Here is a 17,738-nt window from a genome sequence, read left to right on the forward strand (position 1 = left end):
CCGCTTGCGGTTTTTTTTCGTGCGAAATCCATTTTTTACATTGACAACCTGTCCAGGCAACTATATATTTATCGATAATGATTCTCATTATCGCATAAAGTTGCACATTGTTTTTTGGGGATGAGGGGTCACTCCGCCGTTTAGTCAGCAGCAGCAGAACAAAAAAATACAGTATAAGATAAGGAAGGGTCCACGCATGAGCACAACAAGAAAGTTCTCTTTGAAAGCATTATTCATTCCATTTGCACTTACTATAGCGCTGGTTGGTTGCTCAAATCAGGAGTCTAATTCAACAGCTTCACCATCTCCGGCTGCAACTGCTGCGGCATCTGCTGAAGCGGCTGCTACAGAAGCACCAGCCTCCCAGGATGCTACGCAGTATCCGATTACGATCAAGCATGCGCTTGGCGAAGCTGTACTTGAGAGCAAGCCTGAACGCGTAGTCACCATTCAATGGGCGAACCATGATGTGGCGCTCGCGCTTGGCGTTGTACCTGTAGGCTTCTCGGCAGCGAACTTCGGCGTTCAGGATGACAGCGGACTGTTGCCCTGGACAGCAGATAAGCTGAAGGAGCTTAATGTAACCGATCCGAATGTGTTCCAGGATACCGACGGTCTTGACTTCGAGGCCATCTCGGATGCAGACCCGGATGTCATTCTGGCCGCATACTCCGGAATTACGCAGGAAGACTATGATACGCTTAGCCAGATCGCTCCGGTAGTCGCTTATCCGACGGCTCCTTGGGCAACCACTTGGCGCGAGCAGGTCCTGTTCAATGCAGAAGGGATGGGCATGAAGGCAGAAGGGGAGCAGCTGATCAAGGACACCGAAGCCCTGGTTAACGAAAAGGCGGGCAAATATCCGCAGATTAACGGTAAAAAAGTGGTTTGGGTAAACTTCTCTGCTGAGGATCTGTCCAAACTGCATATTTATACGCCTGTGGATTCCCGTGTCTCGTTCCTGTATGAGCTGGGAATGGTGTATCCGGAAAGCATTACCTCCCAGATTACGGACCCTACCAGCTACTCGTTGAGCTTAAGCGCAGAGAATGTGGAAGCCCTGTACGATGCTGATCTTATCGTCGGATATGGGAATGACGAATTGCTCAAGACACTTCAGGCAGATTCGCTGCTGGGCAAAATCCCTGCGATCGAAAGAGGTTCAGTTGCCTTCATCGACAGTGATACACCGCTGGTAGCAGCCGGTACGCCTAACCCGCTGTCCATTGCGTACACGATTGATGAATACCTTGCCTTAATTGGAGGAGCTATCGATAAAATAAATGAATAGTTCACCGCTTTCGGACGATAAACAGCTAAAATTGCATATCCCGAAGAACTTTACCCTGGTCCTGATGAGTTGCCTGGTATTGCTTGTCTTGTGCGTGATAGCCTCCCTTGTACTGGGAGCGCGTCACGTGGGGTGGAATGAACTGATCGATGGTTTATTTCATCCGGAGGTGGACAGCTATGGGGCAAACGTAGTCCGCAAGCGGATTTCCCGGACGGTATTCAGTTTAATGTGCGGCGGGGCACTCGGAGTATCGGGAGCGCTGATGCAGGCGGTTACCCGCAACCCGATTGCCGACCCGAGCATACTGGGAGTGAATACGGGGGCATCCTTGTTCGTGGTTTGCGGCATTGCGTTCTTGAACATAAGCTCCGCGAACCAGTATATATGGTTAGCTCTGGCCGGAGCTGCGATTACTGCTGTATTCGTATTCGGAATCGGCTCAATGGGACGTGGCGGAGCCACGCCCATTAAGCTCGTTCTGGCGGGTGCTGCCATAAGCGCTGCCTTATCTTCTCTGGTCACAGCCATCATGATTCCGCGTTCTTATGTTATGGACCAGTTCCGGTTCTGGCAGGTGGGGAGTGTCGGCTCGGGAACCTGGAGCAGCATTACGACATTTATCCCGTTCCTGCTCGCCGGTATGCTGATCGCGTTCATTACGGCTCCGGCCCTGAATGCGCTGGCACTGGGCGATGATGTGGCGACGGGTCTGGGTGTGCGGACAGGCACACTGCGGCTCATTGCGGCGCTTGCAGGTGTTCTGTTATGCGGTGCCGTTACGGCCCTGGCCGGGCCGATCGGCTTCATCGGCTTGTTATCAACTCACGTCATACGTCTTATCCTTGGATCAGACCTGCGTTTCGTTATCCCTATGTCAGCGGTTACCGGAGCCATTATTCTGACGATATCGGATGTAGGCGGCAGGCTTATTGGAAGCCCCGGGGAGCTTGAAGTCGGTGTAGTTACAGCGTTTGTGGGGGCACCGATCCTAATTCTATTAGCGATGAAATCGAAAGTGCGGTCATTATGACAAATCAGGCGATTGAATATATTATTGCAGGAAGACGCCGCAGACACCGCCGGGGCATACTGGTGACCAGCCTCCTCGCAGTCCTTGCACTTATTCTGTGCTGCGCGATGCTTCTGCTCGGGAACACGATCTATCCGGTGACAGATGTCATCCGGGCGCTCTCCGGAGAGGAGCTCAAGGGAGTCTCTTTTGCGGTGAATATCATCCGGCTGCCGCGGATGCTGGCGGGACTGTTCGCCGGATTTGCCTTTGGCATAGCGGGATACACCTTCCAGACGATGCTGCGTAACCCGCTTGCGAACCCGAATGTGATTGGCATTACGTCAGGCTCAAGCGCGGCGGCGGTGTATTGCATCGTCATACTTCACGCAAGCGGAGCGGTTATCTCCCTTGCTTCGGTAATTGCCGGTCTGGCCACGGTGCTGCTGATTTATGTACTATCCAGAGGGAAGACCTTCTCCATCGGGCGGTTAATCCTGATCGGGATCGGCTTGCAGGCTATGCTGGATGCTGTAATCTCCTATCTGCTGCTGATCAGCTCGGAGAAAGACGTTCCCTCAGCCATCAGATGGCTGACCGGCAGTCTCAACGGCTCACAAATGCGCGAGCTTCCGCCGCTGGTGATCATCGTAATCATCTGTACGCCAATCATCATCCTGCTGGGCAAGCATCTGAGTATACTGGAGCTTGGAGAACAATCGGCCACCTCGCTCGGCGTAAGCACAGATAAGACAAGAATTGCGCTGATTGTCAGTTCTGTCTGTATGGTTGCGATTGCTACGGCTACTACAGGACCAATTGCCTTTGTCTCCTTCCTGTCGGGGCCGATCGCGAAGAGACTGGTTGGAACAGGCTCCTCGAATATCCTTCCGGCGGGTCTTGTCGGAGTTAATTTGGTGCTGGCGTCCGATCTGATCGGACAATTTGCTTTTGAGTACAGATTCCCTGTAGGCATCATTACCGGATTACTCGGAGCGCCATATCTGATCTTCCTGTTAATCCGGATGAATCGAAAGGGAGAGTTATAATGAACAAGGCACATCATTTCGGGGCCGAGCAGCTCGTAGCGGGCTATGAGAATAGAACGGTTATCCACGGCGTAGACCTGGTGATCCCTGACCATAAAATCAGTGTGATTATCGGCTCGAACGGCTGCGGCAAGTCCACGCTGCTCAAAACAATGGCCAGACTTATCAAGCCAACGTCGGGTAAGGTTACCCTCGACGGCAAGCCGATCTCCAAAATGCCGGCCAAACCGCTGGCCCGGGTCATCGGACTGCTGCCGCAATCCCCCATTGTTCCGGAAGGAATCTCTGTCGCCGATTTGGTGGGACGGGGCAGATTTCCGCATCAGTCCCTGCTTGGCGGATGGTCCAGGAAGGATTATGAGGCCGTTGCCGAAGCGATGGAGATTATGAATATCACCGAATTCGCCAATCATAATATCGATGAGCTCTCGGGCGGCCAGCAGCAGCGTGTCTGGATCGCCATGGCGTTGGCCCAGCAGACGGATATCCTGTTTCTCGATGAGCCGACGACCTTTCTGGATATTACCTATCAGGTCGAGATTCTCGATCTGCTCACCGATCTGAACCGCAAGCACGGAACGACGATTGTAATGGTGCTGCATGATATCAACCTGTCCGCGCGGTATGCCGACCATATTTTCGCCCTTCACACAGGTAAGCTTGTCGCTGCCGGTACGCCTGCAGAGGTGATTACAAGCATGCGGGTCAAAGAGATCTTCGGGCTGGATTGCACGGTAATCGCAGACCCTGTCTCAGGCTCTCCGCTGGTCGTACCCAGAGGACGGTATCATGATAAGCAGGCGAATGCTCTAAAGTAAGGGACTGGCAGGCATCACATCCCTGCAAGGTCCCCGTTTCATACCAAGCTGTCCGACCGGTCAAACCGGAGGACAGCTTGTTGTGTATCCTTCCCCTTGTAGCTGTCAGACCGTTCCCTTATCATGAGAATGAAACAGGCAGCGGAAATTGAATCTGAACTATTGTAGGTGATCCTATCAAAATTTCCATCGAGCAAATCAGCAGGGAGCAAGAAGAGGAGATCCGCATCCGGTGCCATGAAGTCGATGAAGAGATCTCTGAAATCGTAAATAAGCTCAAGACAGAGACCCTCATCATAATGGGGTATCAGGAGGACCATCTCAGCCGCATCAAGCTCAGTGATGTCTATTATTTTGAAGCCGTGGACGGCAAAGTATTTGTCTACAGCGAGAACCAGGTCCATGAAGTGAAGCAGAAGCTGTATGAACTGGAGGAGCTGTGCAGAGACAAAAACTGCTTCCGCGCCTCCAAATCCACGATTCTAAACATCGCCAAGATTGCCAGTGTGCATCCGTCCCTCAGCGGCCGGTTCACTGCTTTGCTTGATAACGGGGAACGTGTAGTGATATCAAGACAGTATGTGCCGGCACTCAAACACAGACTTGGATTATAGGGGGAGGGATCACAGTATGAAGTTATCTGAATTTGTCAAAGACATCATCCGCGATTTTCTGATCATCTTCGCCTCCATCATGATTATCATTACAGTGCTGCGGCAGATTTTTATCCCGGAGCTCGCATTTGACCTGATATCGGTCTATACGATTATGGGCTTCTCCCTGCTTGGGGCCTTAACGGGAATCATTTGGTACACTCCACATGAGATAAGTGAGCGGGCCATGCGTGTTAGAATCGTTGTTCATTTTCTCACCCTGGAGATTCTGTTGATTGCCCTTGCCAGCCTGATCGGAGTTGTGACTGGTGTGCCCGGCGCACTCCTTCTTGCCCTCCAAATTGCCGTGGTATATGCCGTAGTCCGGGTGCTGTCCTATGGGAAGGATAAGAAGGAAGCAGAGCAAATTAACGAGAGACTTAAGGCTGTTAAACAAGAAATTCACGAGTAGTCCTGAAGCCAGTGCCCCGCTTTATGGGGTTATTCTGCATCTTATTGCCCTGTAGCTACAGCTTACCGTAAATCTATATACACCCTTTTCGCAGTTTTTTATGATGAGGTCATAACTTAACTGGAAGAGGAGAATCCCCCCCCCTATGCACAGCCGCGACATGCTCAAAAGCTGGATTAGAATCACCCTGTTTATCGTATTCGTTATTCTGACACTGTCCCCTGTTATCGATTGGAGCTTCAGCTGGGTACCGCTGGCAGCACTGCTGTTCATGTTTGCGCTAAAGGGTTCAATTGATCTTATCCGAAGTAAGGCGAAGTCCCGTACGCCCAAACGTTCATCCAGGGTGTGGAAAATCATTATAACCGCTGTGGCACTGCTGATCGCACTTATACCGCCCATTCTATTCCCGCAGTACCGGGCACCTGAAGTGACAGGGGAATATGAGGTCACAACGGCTGTTTACACGTATACGGACCCTAATCGGATTGAAGAATTTACGGATACCGGGGAGAACCGGTTGGTGAATGTGGAATTCTGGTATCCGGGCAATGCCGGGGGTACCTATCCGCTGGTGGTCTTTTCTCATGGGGCATACGGAATCAGGGAAAGCAACACTTCAACGTTTACGGAGCTGGCCAGTCACGGCTATGTAGTAGCTTCTATCGATCATCCTTATCATTCCTTTTATACACAGAGCGTGGACGGGAAGATCACTATGGTTAATGCAGATTATCTGCGGGAGGTTAACGATTCCAACAAAGAAGGCATCTACACGATGGAAGAGCTGTACGGACTTACGCAAAAATGGATGAAGCTGCGGACCGGGGATATGAATTTGGTGATCGATACGATCCTGGAGAAGGCAGTAAGTGATCAGGATCCTGTATATAAGCTGATCAATACTGAACAAATTGGCGTATTTGGCCATTCCATGGGCGGCGCGGCAAGCGTGGCACTCGGCCGGGAGCGCGGCGATGTGGATGCTGTCGTGAATCTGGATGCCCCGTTCTTCAATGAGCTTGTGTATAACCCTGAGATTAATGATCTGGCGGCAAAAGATGAACCGTATCACGTACCGCTGCTGAACATTTATACGGACGATGTGTGGAGACAGCTCGGGAAAAACTCGGCTTACGCGGCAAACGAAGTCGATAATCCAAACTTCAAGGATGCGTATACCGTTCATTTTCAAGGCGCCAAGCACTTAAGCCTAACCGATCTTCCGCTGTTCTCGCCGATCCTTGCGAATATGCTGCAGGGCGGGCGAGCCGATATCGATAAGTATTACTGCATTGAGACGATGAATGCGCTGATTCTGCAGTTTTTTGACTATACGTTAAAAGGGACTGGACAGTTTGAACCGCAGGCGGTGTACTGATAAGTGCATTTAGAACAGCTTACTCAAAACTCTCAGCAAATAGGAGATTTTCTTCAGCATATATGATGAATTCCTCAAACGTATAGTGCAGTTTGCCCTTCAACAATTACCCATGGTTCCTTGAGTATATAATAAATGTCCATATCCTTTAGCCTCCGAAATTATGTTTACGGGTACACTGGCAGGAACTAAGCGCTACAGGGTTATCCCCGGAAACATCGTTTGCTTCTCCACATTGATGAATCCTAAGGATCTATATAGGCCGGCCGCGCGGGTATTCAGTTCCCAGACCTCAAGCCGGGCAGTATTTAAACCGTTTGATGAGAAGTAATTGAAGATGTAATTCATAATCATTTTGGAACTGCCGGTTTCGCGGGCTTCGGGTACCACATATACCGTTTCAATATATCCGCAGCCATCCGTTGTTAACAAGTCCGCTTAATGATAGTTGTATTTGGTACAGAGGTCCCGGGTTATTGTCGCAGAGATTTATTGTTACCGCGAGTAGGTTAACGGTCTATTCCTGTATCACCTGGAGAGCCGGTATCCGCGCTGGTTATAATGCGCTCCCGATCAGCCCGTTAATCCCTTCCACCAGCAAGGCGGCATCCTTATCCTCCAGCCATTCCTGCGGGACCAGAAGATAATTGCCGGAGCTGCTCTTCAGATAGCTGTAGATGATCTGGGCCTCATCGATCTTATGGCGGCTCATTTCTTCTGTAGCTGCAATCAGGCTGCTGCTGCGGAAATGCTCCAATGCAGCAGAGGTAATCATCTTAGTAAGCTGTCCGCTGTCCAGCGCTTCAGTCTCCAGCCGGGTACGGTAGAGAATCACGCTGCCCTTGATAAGAATCAGCTTGTGGGACTGCTCGTCCACCGGCTCCAGCACGACAATATTCTTGTTCTCCCCGGTGAAGCCGATCACTTCCTCCTTGTGCAGCAGCGAGTGGACCGCCCCGAGGTAATCCCGGTACTTGGCAGCTGCTTCGAAGTCAAACCGCAACGCCGCCTCCTCCATCCGGGCTTCCAGTCCGCTTATGATTGAATTGCCGCTCCCGTTCAGCAGTGAAATGATCTGCCCAATAATCTCCTCATACCGGTTCAGAGCCTCACCACCCCCGCACATGCCGATGCATAAGCCCAGCGAATGGTTGAGACAGCGGGTAGTCCGGGAATGGGGGCTGCTGCAGAGGATTCTCTGCGATTCCTTAATGCCCTGTACAGCCCGCTCCACGGTGCTGCGGCTGGTGTAAGGACCATAGGAGAGACTATTTGCCTGTGTGCTGGGCTCATAGCCGACTTCGATCTGCCGGTACGGCGCAGTGTCCACGATGGAAATATAGCTGTAGGCGAGCGGATTTTTCATTTTGCGGTTGTACATTGGCTTGATCTCTTTGATCAGCTGGCATTCCAGCATGAAGGCTTCGAATTCCGTATCGGTCAGCCTGTATTCGAGATCGCGGATATGCTTGACGAGCTGCTTCACCTTGGGCGAGTGTCCTTTGTTATTGTAGAAATAGGACTGGACCCGCTTCTTCAGCTGCTTCGCTTTGCCGACATAGATGATATGTCCCAGACTGTCCTTCATCAGATACACGCCAGGCGATAAAGGGAGGTCTGCTACCTTTTCTGTTAGATTCGCGGGCATGGCGGCCGCCTCCGTTCGTCACATTCTTCAGTACCTTTAAGTATAAACCATGCCGCTGTTACCGGCGACTGGAAAAGCTCCATTCCCTGCACTACAATGGGTATAAAAATGGCTAAGCGCCTATCCAGGAGGTAATAAATATGAAATTCCGGACAACCGTTATACTGGGCGGCAAGACGGCAACGGGTATACCGGTTCCTGACGGGGCAGTGGCAGAGCTCGGGACAAGCAAGAAGCCGGCGGTGAAGGTAACGATCGGGGAGTATAGCTACTCCAGCACGGTGGCGACGATGGGCGGACAGTTCATGATTCCGCTCAGCGCGGAGCACCGCAAGGGCGCCGGTGTCAGTGCCGGAGATGAGATCGAAGTAGAGCTTGCGCTGGATACCCAGCCGCGTGAAGTGGAAGTGCCGGCTGATCTGGCTGCGGAGCTGGAGCAGCATGCCGGAGCGAAGCAGTTTTGGGATGGGCTCTCCTACACGAATAAACGGCGGTTTGTCCTCTCGATTGAGGATGCCAAGACGGCAGAAACGCGGCAGCGGCGGCTCAAAAAGACGATGGCGAGCCTAAGCGAAGGCAAGACGCAGTAGCAACCGTGTGACATAATCCACAAAGTCTCCCGGCTAAACCCTCTATCATTGAACTGATGAAAGAATGGGATCAAGTAAGCTGGGGGGCTGCTGATGAAGTATTCTATCGGTGAATTCGCGTCAATTCTAGGGGTGACGGCAGATACACTGCGCTTATATGAGAAACATGATATTGTCCGGCCGATGAAGGATCAGCATAACAATTACCGGTATTTCAATGATCTGGACGCGCGCAATTTACTGTCGAGCAGATGGTACCGGAGTATGCAGATTCCGCTTCAGGATGTGGCCGGACTGATTAATGACGCACCTTCCGAGCAAGTGGTGGAGTCGATAGCGGCTGCCGGAATGCAGCTGGAGGAAGAGATACGCCGCAACACACTGCTGCTGAATAAGATTCAGGAGATCCATGCCGAGCTTGGGGGGATCAGTGAATCCTTTTATACCTGCAGAATCAAGCAAGTGCCGGGTATGTACCGGATTCAGCAGACGAACAAGAACCATTTGCTGCAGAAGGAGGGTCTCAAAAGAACCGTCCAGGCCTGGATGGAGCTGCTGCCGTTCACCTTCTATTCCTTCCGTATTGAGAATACAGAATGCATCTATGGAACCGAAGAGCTGGATTACAGCTGGGGGCTTGCCCTGCTGGAAGAGGATCAGCAGAAGCTTGAGGTCTGCCTGAATGACAGTGTGGAGTATCTGGAGCCGGCAACCTGCATCTCTGCAGTGATTGCCAGCACCTATGAGGAATACCTCGAACGGGAGTCCTTCGGATTCATGCTGGATTATGCGAAGGCGCAGAGATATACGGTCAGCGGGGATATCAGCGGTAAAATCCTGTTTACAGAGCGCACGAACAGCGGCAACAAAACCTATCTGGAGATCAATATTCCGGCAAAACAAGCAGAAACGGAACCGCCCGCCTGCATACATTGAGAAATATTTCACATATAATTCATTGACCTTGGTGCTGTACCAAGGTTTACACTCTGTGCGTAGTCAGCAGTTCTTATAGAGAGAGAAGCGGGGCTGCACTAACCACACAGGGGGAGAAATAATGCATAAGCAAGCAGTACGGCCATTGTTAAAAGTAAGCGTATGTCTGATCCTGGTTCTGTCGCTCATCAGCGGCTGCAGCGGCAATAATTCAGCCGGACCGGCAGCATCGGAGCAGCCTTCATCATCACCGGAGGCTACGCAGCCGGCGGATACCAGTGCGGTACCGGAAACTTTTAAAGCGGGAACCTATAAAGCGGAAGCTGACGGCAAAGACGGCAAGATTCAGGTAGAAGTCACACTCAACGCCGAATCCGTAATCACGGATATCCAGGTGGTCAGCCAGAACGAAACGGCCGGCATTGGTGTGGAGGCTATCAATAAGATTAAGGAAGAGATTATTGCCGGCCAGACCTTGGCCATAGATGCAGTCAGCGGCGCTTCGGAGTCGAGCACGGCGATCCTGACAGCTGTTGAAGATGCGGTGAAGCAGGCGGGCGGCAACGTGGAGGCTTTTAAATCGAGAGCTGTAGTGAAATCGGGAGAAGGCAAGACGGAGCAGCTGTCTGCGGATGTCGTTGTTGTGGGTGCAGGCGCATCCGGCGTATCTGCGGCAGTCTCTGCAGCCGATAAAGGTGCAAAGGTCATTCTTATTGAGAAAACAGCTACGATTGGCGGAGCAAGTAATCTGTCCTGGGCAGGTAAGTTCTACAACTCTTCAGCCGCTGTCAGCAGCGGACTTAAAGTGGAAGTAGAGAAGGAGATTGGCGACTGGATCGTTAATAATCACTGGAGAGTAGACGCAGCGGCAATCCGCCAATACGTGACCCAGTCGGGTGAAACCTATGACTGGCTGACAGGCAAGGGCTACACCACTACCTTCCTTAACTTTGGCGGAGAACAGCTGCATATGTTACCGGCCTATGACACCCGCCAGGATCTGCTGAAGGCGATGCTTGCAGCATCTGTGGAAAAGGGCGGCGGACAGGTAATCACCGAAACAACAGCCCGGAAGCTGATTACAGGCAGTAATGGAGAGGTTACCGGAGTGGTTGCCGAGAAGGCGGATGGAACGGTGCTTGAGATCACCGGCAAAAGCATTGTCATGGCTACCGGCGGTTATGCCGGCAATAAAGAGATGGTCAAGGAAGCCTTCGGCTTCGAAGGCGTGAATGGCGGACTTGGACAGAATATCGGCGAAGGGCTGCAAATGTCCTGGGATATTGGGGCGAAGGTTCCCGATAACTTCGGGGGACAAATGCTTCACCAGACCTTGGCCAGAGCAACGGACAAGCTGAAGGCGGAATATGAGCCGTTCGAAGCCAGCTATCCGCTGATGCTCTCCTACCTGCCAACGCTGATGAATGTCGGCCCTTCCGGAGCGAGATTCCGAGATGAAGCGGCAACTCTTACCGCAGTAGCAGCGGCGAACACGAGTGCTTTTAACGGAGCTTATCATCTGGTTATCCTCTCGCAGGCGCAGATTGATGCCCTCAAGACCAAGGGGATGAATGGCTTGAAGGCACCCGGACTGCCGGGAATGCCGCCGGAATTCTATGCCCCTTACAAAGACAAATTCACGCTGGACCAGCCCTGGAAGGATGCGGATAAAGTATTCGAGTCCATGGTTGCCAACGGCGACGGCTTCAAAGGCAGTACCCTGGAGGAACTGGCGAAGAATGCGGGTATGGACGCTGCGGTATTCGCTGCTGACTTTAAGCTGTATCAGGAAGCGGCGAAGACCGGCATCGATACCGAGTTCGGCAAAGCGAAGGAATATCTGCTTCCCATGGGTGAGAGCGGCCCGTATTATGCAATTATTTCCGAGATCAACAATCTCTGCTCGGTGGGCGGCCTGCTTGTAAATACCAAGTTCCAGGTGCTGAATGACAAGCGTGTGCCTATCAAGGGATTATATGCCGTGGGCGTGGAGTCCGAAGGCGTACTCTTTAATGATACTTATGTAGGAAATGGCGTCGGACTTGGGTATTCCTTCACCTCCGGGCGGCTTGGCGGCGAGGATGCAGCGGCCGGGGCACTGGGCACAGAATAGAACGGTTTAAGTAATCTCCCTCTTTTCACCGATAAAGAGTTGTCCTGAACTTTTATCGAGAAGAGGAATGTTCGATGTATATTCCCATATCCCGGATTCAAGCCGCTTCACTGACCCGTTCACCGCATCAGGAGGCCCACGCTCCGGCAGAGTCGTCTGCGCTTAGTTTTTCGGAGACGCTGGCAGCTGTTGCTGCAGCCATTGAAGATCAGGCACGCAGAATCAGGAAGAAATACGGCCTGTCTGTCCGGATCACAGCGGTGTCCAAGGACGGGAGCAATAGTGCGGAAAGTGCGGGCAAGGGAGCCCGGGATGAGGTGCGGGAGATTGTAATTGCCCCGAATATCCTTCAGCAGATGAGCAAAGATCCTGTGACCTTAAGAAAAATATACAGCTACATCGATGAGTATGTCGCCAAAGATCACCTCTCTGCTGATCGTAGCCTGATCATCTACAGGGATGGTACTTGTACCCTGTCCCTTTCTGCCCCTTCACCGGATGAAGCAGGGAAGAGCAGCGGGGGCCCTGCCGGGCAACCTGGCCTGTGGAGTGGAAGCTCCACCCAGGACCGGCTGCAGCAGCTCGCCTTCATCCGGGCGCGGAGGGCAAACCGGCAGTCTTAATAGGGAGACACCTATATATTGATCTCAGAGTCCGCGGTTTGCGTGGATTCCGGGGTCTTTTTTTTAAAATATAAGAATTTATATGTTTTACGCTATAAATTATCCTTCTATTTCTCGCTGAAACGGTACCGTCCTTTAAAAGGACGGCAAAGCCGTTTCCACTTGTAAGGATGGCGCAGATGTGCCCGGTTGTACGAACACCAGCCTATGCCCCTGCATAGCATATAGCACTGAACCTGCTATAAGGAAGTGGAAAGGGGGCGCGTAGAATAATGGGTATCCAGCTTACGGCGATTCATTGGGTGTACTTAGTGTTTATTGTGTTCATTCTGGCGCTGCTGATCCGGCGGCGTGATACGACAATGATCTGTGTGACCGGGATTTTTGCGCTGGGTCTGCTGGCAACGGCTACGCTCAGTGGGTCGGTGTCTGGAATCTTCAATTCCTTTGTATATGCTACCAGAGAGCTGCTCGGCACCATTATGATCATCTCCATTATTGTGGCGATGAGCCGGATTCTGATTCTTACAGGCATCAACGAGACGATGGTATCCCCGCTCACCCGGTTTCTGCGCACACCAGCGATGGCCTATTGGGGGATCGGGCTGATCATGATGGTGACCTCTTTCTTCTTCTGGCCTTCCCCTGCGGTGGCCCTGGTCGGTGCGGTACTGCTGCCTGTTGCTGTCCGGGTCGGCCTGCCTGCACTTGGTGCAGCGGTGGCAATGAATCTGTTCGGGCACGGGATCGCCCTCTCCGGGGATTATATTATCCAGGGAGCGCCGAAGCTGACTGCGGATGCTGCCGGTCTTCCCGTATCCAGCGTCATGCAGGCAAGTATTCCGCTGGTTATCGTGATGGGTGTTGTAACTACTGTCACTGCCTTCTGGATGATGCGCAGAGACCAGAAGAACGGAACGTGGAGAGACGGCCTGGTCGCTGCCCAAGGTACAGCAGGGCCGTTGTCTGCAGCAGGACCGGGTGATGACAGGACGGTACTCATGAGCGCTGGTCTTCGAAAAGCGCTGGCCATCGCCATCCCGCTGCTCTTCCTTCTGGATGTGATAGCCATGTTCATGCTGCACCTGCAGGGCGGTGATGCTACAGCTCTGGTCGGCGGAACCGCCGTGCTGATCCTGATTGTCATTACCCTGCTGGCCCACCGCCGCCAGGGCCAGGGGCTGGAGAAAATCACGGCTTATCTCATTGAAGGATTCATATTCGGCTTCAAGGTGTTCGGACCGGTCATCCCGATCGCCGCCTTCTTCTATCTTGGCGACTCGGCCTTCACCGGGCTGTTCGGCCAGGTGCTGCCGGACGGCTCGCATGGCATCGTGAACGACCTGGGCGTTGCCCTGGCGGATCACGTGCCGCTGAATGGTGCCGTGGGAGCCGTGACGCTGACGGTGATCGGGGCGATCACCGGTCTCGACGGCTCCGGCTTCTCCGGCATCTCGCTGGCCGGCTCGATTGCCGGGCTGTTCGCCGCCGCGATCCATTCCGGCGCGGCGACCCTGACCGCCCTTGGGCAGGTGGCCGCCATCTGGGTCGGCGGCGGCACCCTGATCCCGTGGGCGCTCATTCCCGCCGCGGCAATCTGCGGCGTCAGCCCCTTCGAGCTGGCCCGGCGCAATCTGAAGCCGGTCCTGCTGGGGCTGGCGGCGACGACTCTCACCGCCATGTTTCTGGTGTAGGAAATGTCTGCATAAGAATACGCACTCCAATCCATCCTAGAGAAGAACAGAAACCGTGATTGAGGGGGAAGTATACTTATGAAGCATTACGAATCCAGTCTGCGGACGAACAGCACGGTGGATCAGGCGCAGGATTCTGTGACCAAGCTGCATAACGCTGTAACTCAGGCGTTAAGCCATCCGACAGAGCAGATGATTGACCAGGCAGAGAATAGCCTGGAGCATGCCGAGGAAGCCGTTCGCCATGCTCCCGAAGGATCAGTCGGCGGACACGGTGTAGACTTGACTGAAGATAGGCTGGCCGAAGAGAAACGCAGACTCGCTTCACTGGACGAACCTGGCGGCAAGGCCCGTGGCTAAAGCCAGAGTTAAAGCCTGAGCAATAGCCAACGTGATCTGCACCGAGTCTGAAGCTGGCCTAAATTCGGCAGGCTATTAAGCACCTGCGTTACTGGTGTAACAGGCATTTCCGGATTGACTCCGGGAATGCCTGTTTGCTATTTACCTACTTAGGGGCCAGCTTATGCTAACTTGTGCAATCATTTGGAGTGAAAAAGGTTATAAGGTATCAGGCACATCTATAATTTACATGAACCGGATCAGAGAGAGTCTACGTAGTAATACCACTAAGACGCAACAAACATGGCAAGACCATCATTCAAGGGAGGCATAAATATGTCAGAAGCTACTGATTCACGGGTACCGCTGGAGACACCGGAGACACTGCATGCCGAGCTTGCCCGGATTGCCAAGTGGGAGAAAGAGCAGAATAAGCTGATGATCTGGGACCGGATTACCCGCCTGCCGTTCAAGCTGCTTGATAAAATCACACCGAAGATTATTCATGAGAAGGTAGGCAAGCTGCTGGATGAGCTGGGCAGCTACATCCAGAATGGCGGCAACTATCTGGTTGCCGGGCGCAAGGTAGGCACGCTGATCGGGGAAGCAAGCGTGGCAGCCGGGGGTACGGGGAACGGGCCGTATCCGCTGGCCGTGATGGATGCGGCAGCGCTCCGGCTCTCAGAGAGGAGCCGGAATACGGCAACTGCCCAAGGGGCAACTACCGGCTTCGGCGGAATCTTCACCCTTGCTGCCGATATTCCGGCTGTGCTCGGCCTTTCATTGAAGGCCATCCAGGAGATTGGCCTATGCTATGGCTACGATCCGACAGATAAGGCGGAACGGATATTCACTGTGAAGGTGATGCAATTCGCATCCTCCGATATTGTCGGCAAGCGGACGATTCTGCGGGAGCTGAATTTGCAGGCCGGCGGGGACGGCAACATCATTGCCGGAACGAACGCGGCAGTCTCGAAGATTCAGGGCTGGAAAGAGGTTGTTATGGTATACCGTGACAATTGGGGCTGGAAAAAGCTGCTCCAGACGGTTCCGGTTGCGGGCATGTTCTTTGGCGCGTATCTCAACCGGAAGACGCTGGAGGATGTGACGGAGGCTGCCCGTATGCTATACCGCAAAAGACGGATTATCGCCAGGCTGGCTGAGCTGGAGCTGAAATAAGGGCTCTGATTGAAGCCGAACCGCGCATAAATGGCAGCGGGGCTGCCGGCAAGGCGGGCATGATGAAATAGAGGCAAGGATTACTGCCCTAGGGCTGCATTCCTTGCCTCTATTTCAGGGAAGCTATAAGGATTCAGCCGCCTATGGGGCAGTTGAACCGAACGCCAGCCCTTTTCCGCCTACAGGTATTAGCTTGACCGGCTCGACTCCGGCAATCAGCGGCATGGCCCGCTGGATCGTGGCACGGGTGGCCTCCAGGGCAAGGGAAGCAGCATGCGCTTCCGCACTGCTCCATACTTCTGTGACCCAGAGGATATCCGCCTCTGATTCCGAGAGGTTCACAATATACAGCTCGCATTCCTGAACAGGCTCAGCCGCCGCTGCGGCTTCCAGCAGAATGGCGGCCAATGCCTCCCGTTCACCCGGTTTAGCGGTGAATTTTGCATACATTCCAAATTTGCTCAACCTCATCACTCCAGCATGTAGATGTAGTTATCCGCTCCAATGGCGGAGTTGATCAACATTATTTTACCAGAAACAAGGAGTGGAGTGAGCTTGATCCTTACTCCTGCAATTACTATGATTGAGCTAATGGACAGGAGTGCGTATGTCCAACGGACTAACAGGGAGTGAACGAAATGAACAATAACGATCAAGAGCACAGCAGCCGGGCGTTAATCGGGCAGGCGGAATCCTTCATCACTGCATGTTACCAGGAGCTGGACAAGTCCGAGAGTGAGCGGGAGCGGCGTCTTGCAGATATACATGAAGAGGTGATCCTTACGGGCGCCTATATACATACGGAGGAAGAACTAACCCACGGGGCGAGGATGGCCTGGCGTCATAACAGCCGCTGTATCGGAAGGCTGTTCTGGCATTCGCTTACAGTGCTTGACGCGCGCGGGGCAGAGACTATGGAGGAGGTGGCCGAGGCGCTATTCCGGCATGTGGAGCATGCGAATAACGGCGGCAGGATCCGGCCGGTCATTACCGTGTTCCGCAGCGGAGAGCAGCCGGATAGAGCTATCCGGATCTGGAATCATCAGCTGATCCGTTATGCCGGCTATCCCGGGGACGGGGAGCAGCTGCGTGCCGGTGATCCGGCCTCGGATGAGTTCACTGCAGTCTGCCTGAAGCTGGGCTGGCAGGGTACAGGCGGGGATTTCGATATTCTGCCGCTCGTTATCAGCATCGGCGAGGAGGAACCCCGCTGGTTCCCTGTCCCGCCGGGACTTGTGCAGGAGATTCCGCTCAGTCATCCGGAGATCGAACGGTTCACGGAGCTGGGCCTGCGCTGGTATCCCGTTCCGGTAGTCTCGGATATGTGCCTGGAGATCGGCGGCATCCGTTACCCGGCGGCGCCCTTCAACGGCTGGTATATGGAAACGGAGATCGGCTCCCGGAATCTGGGGGATACAGAACGTTATAACCGCCTGCCGGCAGTGGCCGATCTGCTGGGCCTGGATCGTTCGACTAATACCTCGCTGTGGAAAGACCGCGCGCTGCTGGAGCTGAACCGCGCGGTACTGCATTCCTTCAAGCAGGCCGGGGTCAGTATTGTAGATCATCATACAGCGGCAGATCAGTTCGTCCGCTTCCAGGAACAGGAGAAGCGTCAGGGGCGCGAAGTATCTGGCAAGTGGGGCTGGCTGATCCCCCCGATGTCGCCTTCGTCCACGCCGATCTGGAATGATAATACCTTGAGAGATTTGCATCTAAGTCCGCGCTTCATGTACCAGAAGAAGGCGTACGCGGACAGGTTAAATGCAGCAGCGGGTCCATCCAGTGAAGCTGGCGGCTCTGCCTCGTTGCATGCGGAGACGGATGAACCGGCAGCAGAGTCTGAGCAACAGGGTGCTGCCGAAGCGATGACATGTCCTTTCCATCACCCCACTAACTCCGGTCCGTTAAAATAAATAATGATATGGAACAATTGGCTTAGCGCCGCGTGCAATCTCCCTGCACGCGGTTGAAATGGGGGCTGGTCCGGCAAAGCGCAA

18 protein-coding genes are annotated in these 17,738 nt (G+C 53.3%); 15 read left to right on the plus strand and 3 right to left on the minus strand.

Annotated elements, in window-relative coordinates:
* Positions 1-196: 196 nt before the first annotated feature.
* The 7 genes from MKX70_RS06825 to MKX70_RS06855 all read left to right on the plus strand — a co-directional run bounded on the left by MKX70_RS06825 (position 197) and on the right by MKX70_RS06855 (position 6,616).
* On the plus strand, positions 197-1,291 hold the full coding sequence (locus tag MKX70_RS06825; protein WP_042240819.1) for an iron-siderophore ABC transporter substrate-binding protein: 1,095 nt from the start codon (positions 197-199) through the stop codon (positions 1,289-1,291).
* Positions 1,284-2,324, plus strand: coding sequence for a FecCD family ABC transporter permease (locus tag MKX70_RS06830; RefSeq protein WP_042240817.1), 1,041 nt, complete (start codon positions 1,284-1,286; stop codon positions 2,322-2,324). Before MKX70_RS06825 ends, MKX70_RS06830 begins: the two co-directional genes overlap by 8 nt.
* A complete protein-coding gene (locus MKX70_RS06835) occupies positions 2,321-3,352 on the plus strand; it encodes a FecCD family ABC transporter permease (RefSeq protein ID WP_042140444.1) in 1,032 nt (343 codons plus the stop codon). Before MKX70_RS06830 ends, MKX70_RS06835 begins: the two co-directional genes overlap by 4 nt.
* Positions 3,352-4,170: an ABC transporter ATP-binding protein gene (locus MKX70_RS06840; protein WP_340839741.1), complete on the plus strand. Its 819-nt coding sequence runs from the start codon at positions 3,352-3,354 to the stop codon at positions 4,168-4,170. The genes MKX70_RS06835 and MKX70_RS06840 overlap by 1 nt, the downstream gene beginning before the upstream one ends.
* A gap of 299 nt (positions 4,171-4,469) precedes the next feature.
* Positions 4,470-4,784 (plus strand): LytTR family DNA-binding domain-containing protein, encoded by a 315-nt coding sequence (locus MKX70_RS06845; RefSeq protein WP_340839742.1) that lies wholly within the window; start codon positions 4,470-4,472, stop codon positions 4,782-4,784.
* 16 nt (positions 4,785-4,800) lie between these two features.
* Entirely contained in the window at positions 4,801-5,235 is a 435-nt protein-coding gene (locus tag MKX70_RS06850) for a DUF3021 family protein (protein ID WP_042240800.1), read from the plus strand.
* 145 nt (positions 5,236-5,380) lie between these two features.
* Positions 5,381-6,616, plus strand: coding sequence for an alpha/beta hydrolase (locus MKX70_RS06855; protein ID WP_340781647.1), 1,236 nt, complete (start codon positions 5,381-5,383; stop codon positions 6,614-6,616).
* A 195-nt stretch (positions 6,617-6,811) separates the two neighbouring features.
* Here MKX70_RS06855 and MKX70_RS33390 read toward each other — a convergent pair whose 3' ends face one another.
* Both MKX70_RS33390 and MKX70_RS06860 read right to left on the minus strand, forming a co-directional pair.
* Positions 6,812-7,048: a GNAT family N-acetyltransferase gene (locus MKX70_RS33390; protein ID WP_445323644.1), complete on the minus strand. Its 237-nt coding sequence runs from the start codon at positions 7,046-7,048 to the stop codon at positions 6,812-6,814.
* 124 nt (positions 7,049-7,172) lie between these two features.
* Positions 7,173-8,264 (minus strand): GIY-YIG nuclease family protein, encoded by a 1,092-nt coding sequence (locus MKX70_RS06860; RefSeq protein WP_340839743.1) that lies wholly within the window; start codon positions 8,262-8,264, stop codon positions 7,173-7,175.
* Between the two features lie 140 nt (positions 8,265-8,404).
* Here MKX70_RS06860 and MKX70_RS06865 point away from each other — a divergent pair, with 140 nt between their 5' ends.
* The 7 genes from MKX70_RS06865 to MKX70_RS06895 all read left to right on the plus strand — a co-directional run bounded on the left by MKX70_RS06865 (position 8,405) and on the right by MKX70_RS06895 (position 15,738).
* On the plus strand, positions 8,405-8,854 hold the full coding sequence (locus tag MKX70_RS06865; RefSeq protein ID WP_340839744.1) for a YdeI/OmpD-associated family protein: 450 nt from the start codon (positions 8,405-8,407) through the stop codon (positions 8,852-8,854).
* Positions 8,855-8,947: 93 nt separating this feature from the next.
* The gene (locus MKX70_RS06870) at positions 8,948-9,790 is read left to right on the plus strand and encodes a MerR family transcriptional regulator (RefSeq protein ID WP_340839745.1); all 843 of its coding nucleotides are present in this window, start codon (positions 8,948-8,950) and stop codon (positions 9,788-9,790) included.
* A 121-nt stretch (positions 9,791-9,911) separates the two neighbouring features.
* Positions 9,912-11,903, plus strand: a complete 1,992-nt coding sequence (locus MKX70_RS06875; protein ID WP_042240784.1) for an FAD-binding protein — start codon at positions 9,912-9,914, stop codon at positions 11,901-11,903.
* A gap of 74 nt (positions 11,904-11,977) precedes the next feature.
* A complete protein-coding gene (locus tag MKX70_RS06880) occupies positions 11,978-12,526 on the plus strand; it encodes a hypothetical protein (protein ID WP_340781657.1) in 549 nt (182 codons plus the stop codon).
* A gap of 272 nt (positions 12,527-12,798) precedes the next feature.
* Positions 12,799-14,220: a hypothetical protein gene (locus MKX70_RS06885; RefSeq protein ID WP_042240779.1), complete on the plus strand. Its 1,422-nt coding sequence runs from the start codon at positions 12,799-12,801 to the stop codon at positions 14,218-14,220.
* 78 nt (positions 14,221-14,298) lie between these two features.
* Entirely contained in the window at positions 14,299-14,580 is a 282-nt protein-coding gene (locus MKX70_RS06890; RefSeq protein ID WP_042240778.1) for a hypothetical protein, read from the plus strand.
* 315 nt (positions 14,581-14,895) lie between these two features.
* Positions 14,896-15,738: an EcsC family protein gene (locus MKX70_RS06895; RefSeq protein ID WP_042240775.1), complete on the plus strand. Its 843-nt coding sequence runs from the start codon at positions 14,896-14,898 to the stop codon at positions 15,736-15,738.
* Positions 15,739-15,879: 141 nt separating this feature from the next.
* Here the strand turns inward: MKX70_RS06895 and MKX70_RS06900 are convergent, their stop codons facing one another.
* Positions 15,880-16,203 (minus strand): putative quinol monooxygenase, encoded by a 324-nt coding sequence (locus MKX70_RS06900; protein WP_039294950.1) that lies wholly within the window; start codon positions 16,201-16,203, stop codon positions 15,880-15,882.
* A gap of 173 nt (positions 16,204-16,376) precedes the next feature.
* On the opposite strand from MKX70_RS06900, the gene MKX70_RS06905 reads away from it, so the two are divergent.
* Complete coding sequence (locus MKX70_RS06905) at positions 16,377-17,654, plus strand: nitric oxide synthase oxygenase (RefSeq protein ID WP_042240772.1); 1,278 nt, start codon at positions 16,377-16,379, stop codon at positions 17,652-17,654.
* Positions 17,655-17,738: the final 84 nt, after the last annotated feature.

The organism is Paenibacillus sp. FSL R7-0312 (assembly GCF_038004445.1).
In the GTDB taxonomy this organism is placed as follows: Bacteria; Bacillota; Bacilli; order Paenibacillales; family Paenibacillaceae; genus Paenibacillus_AQ.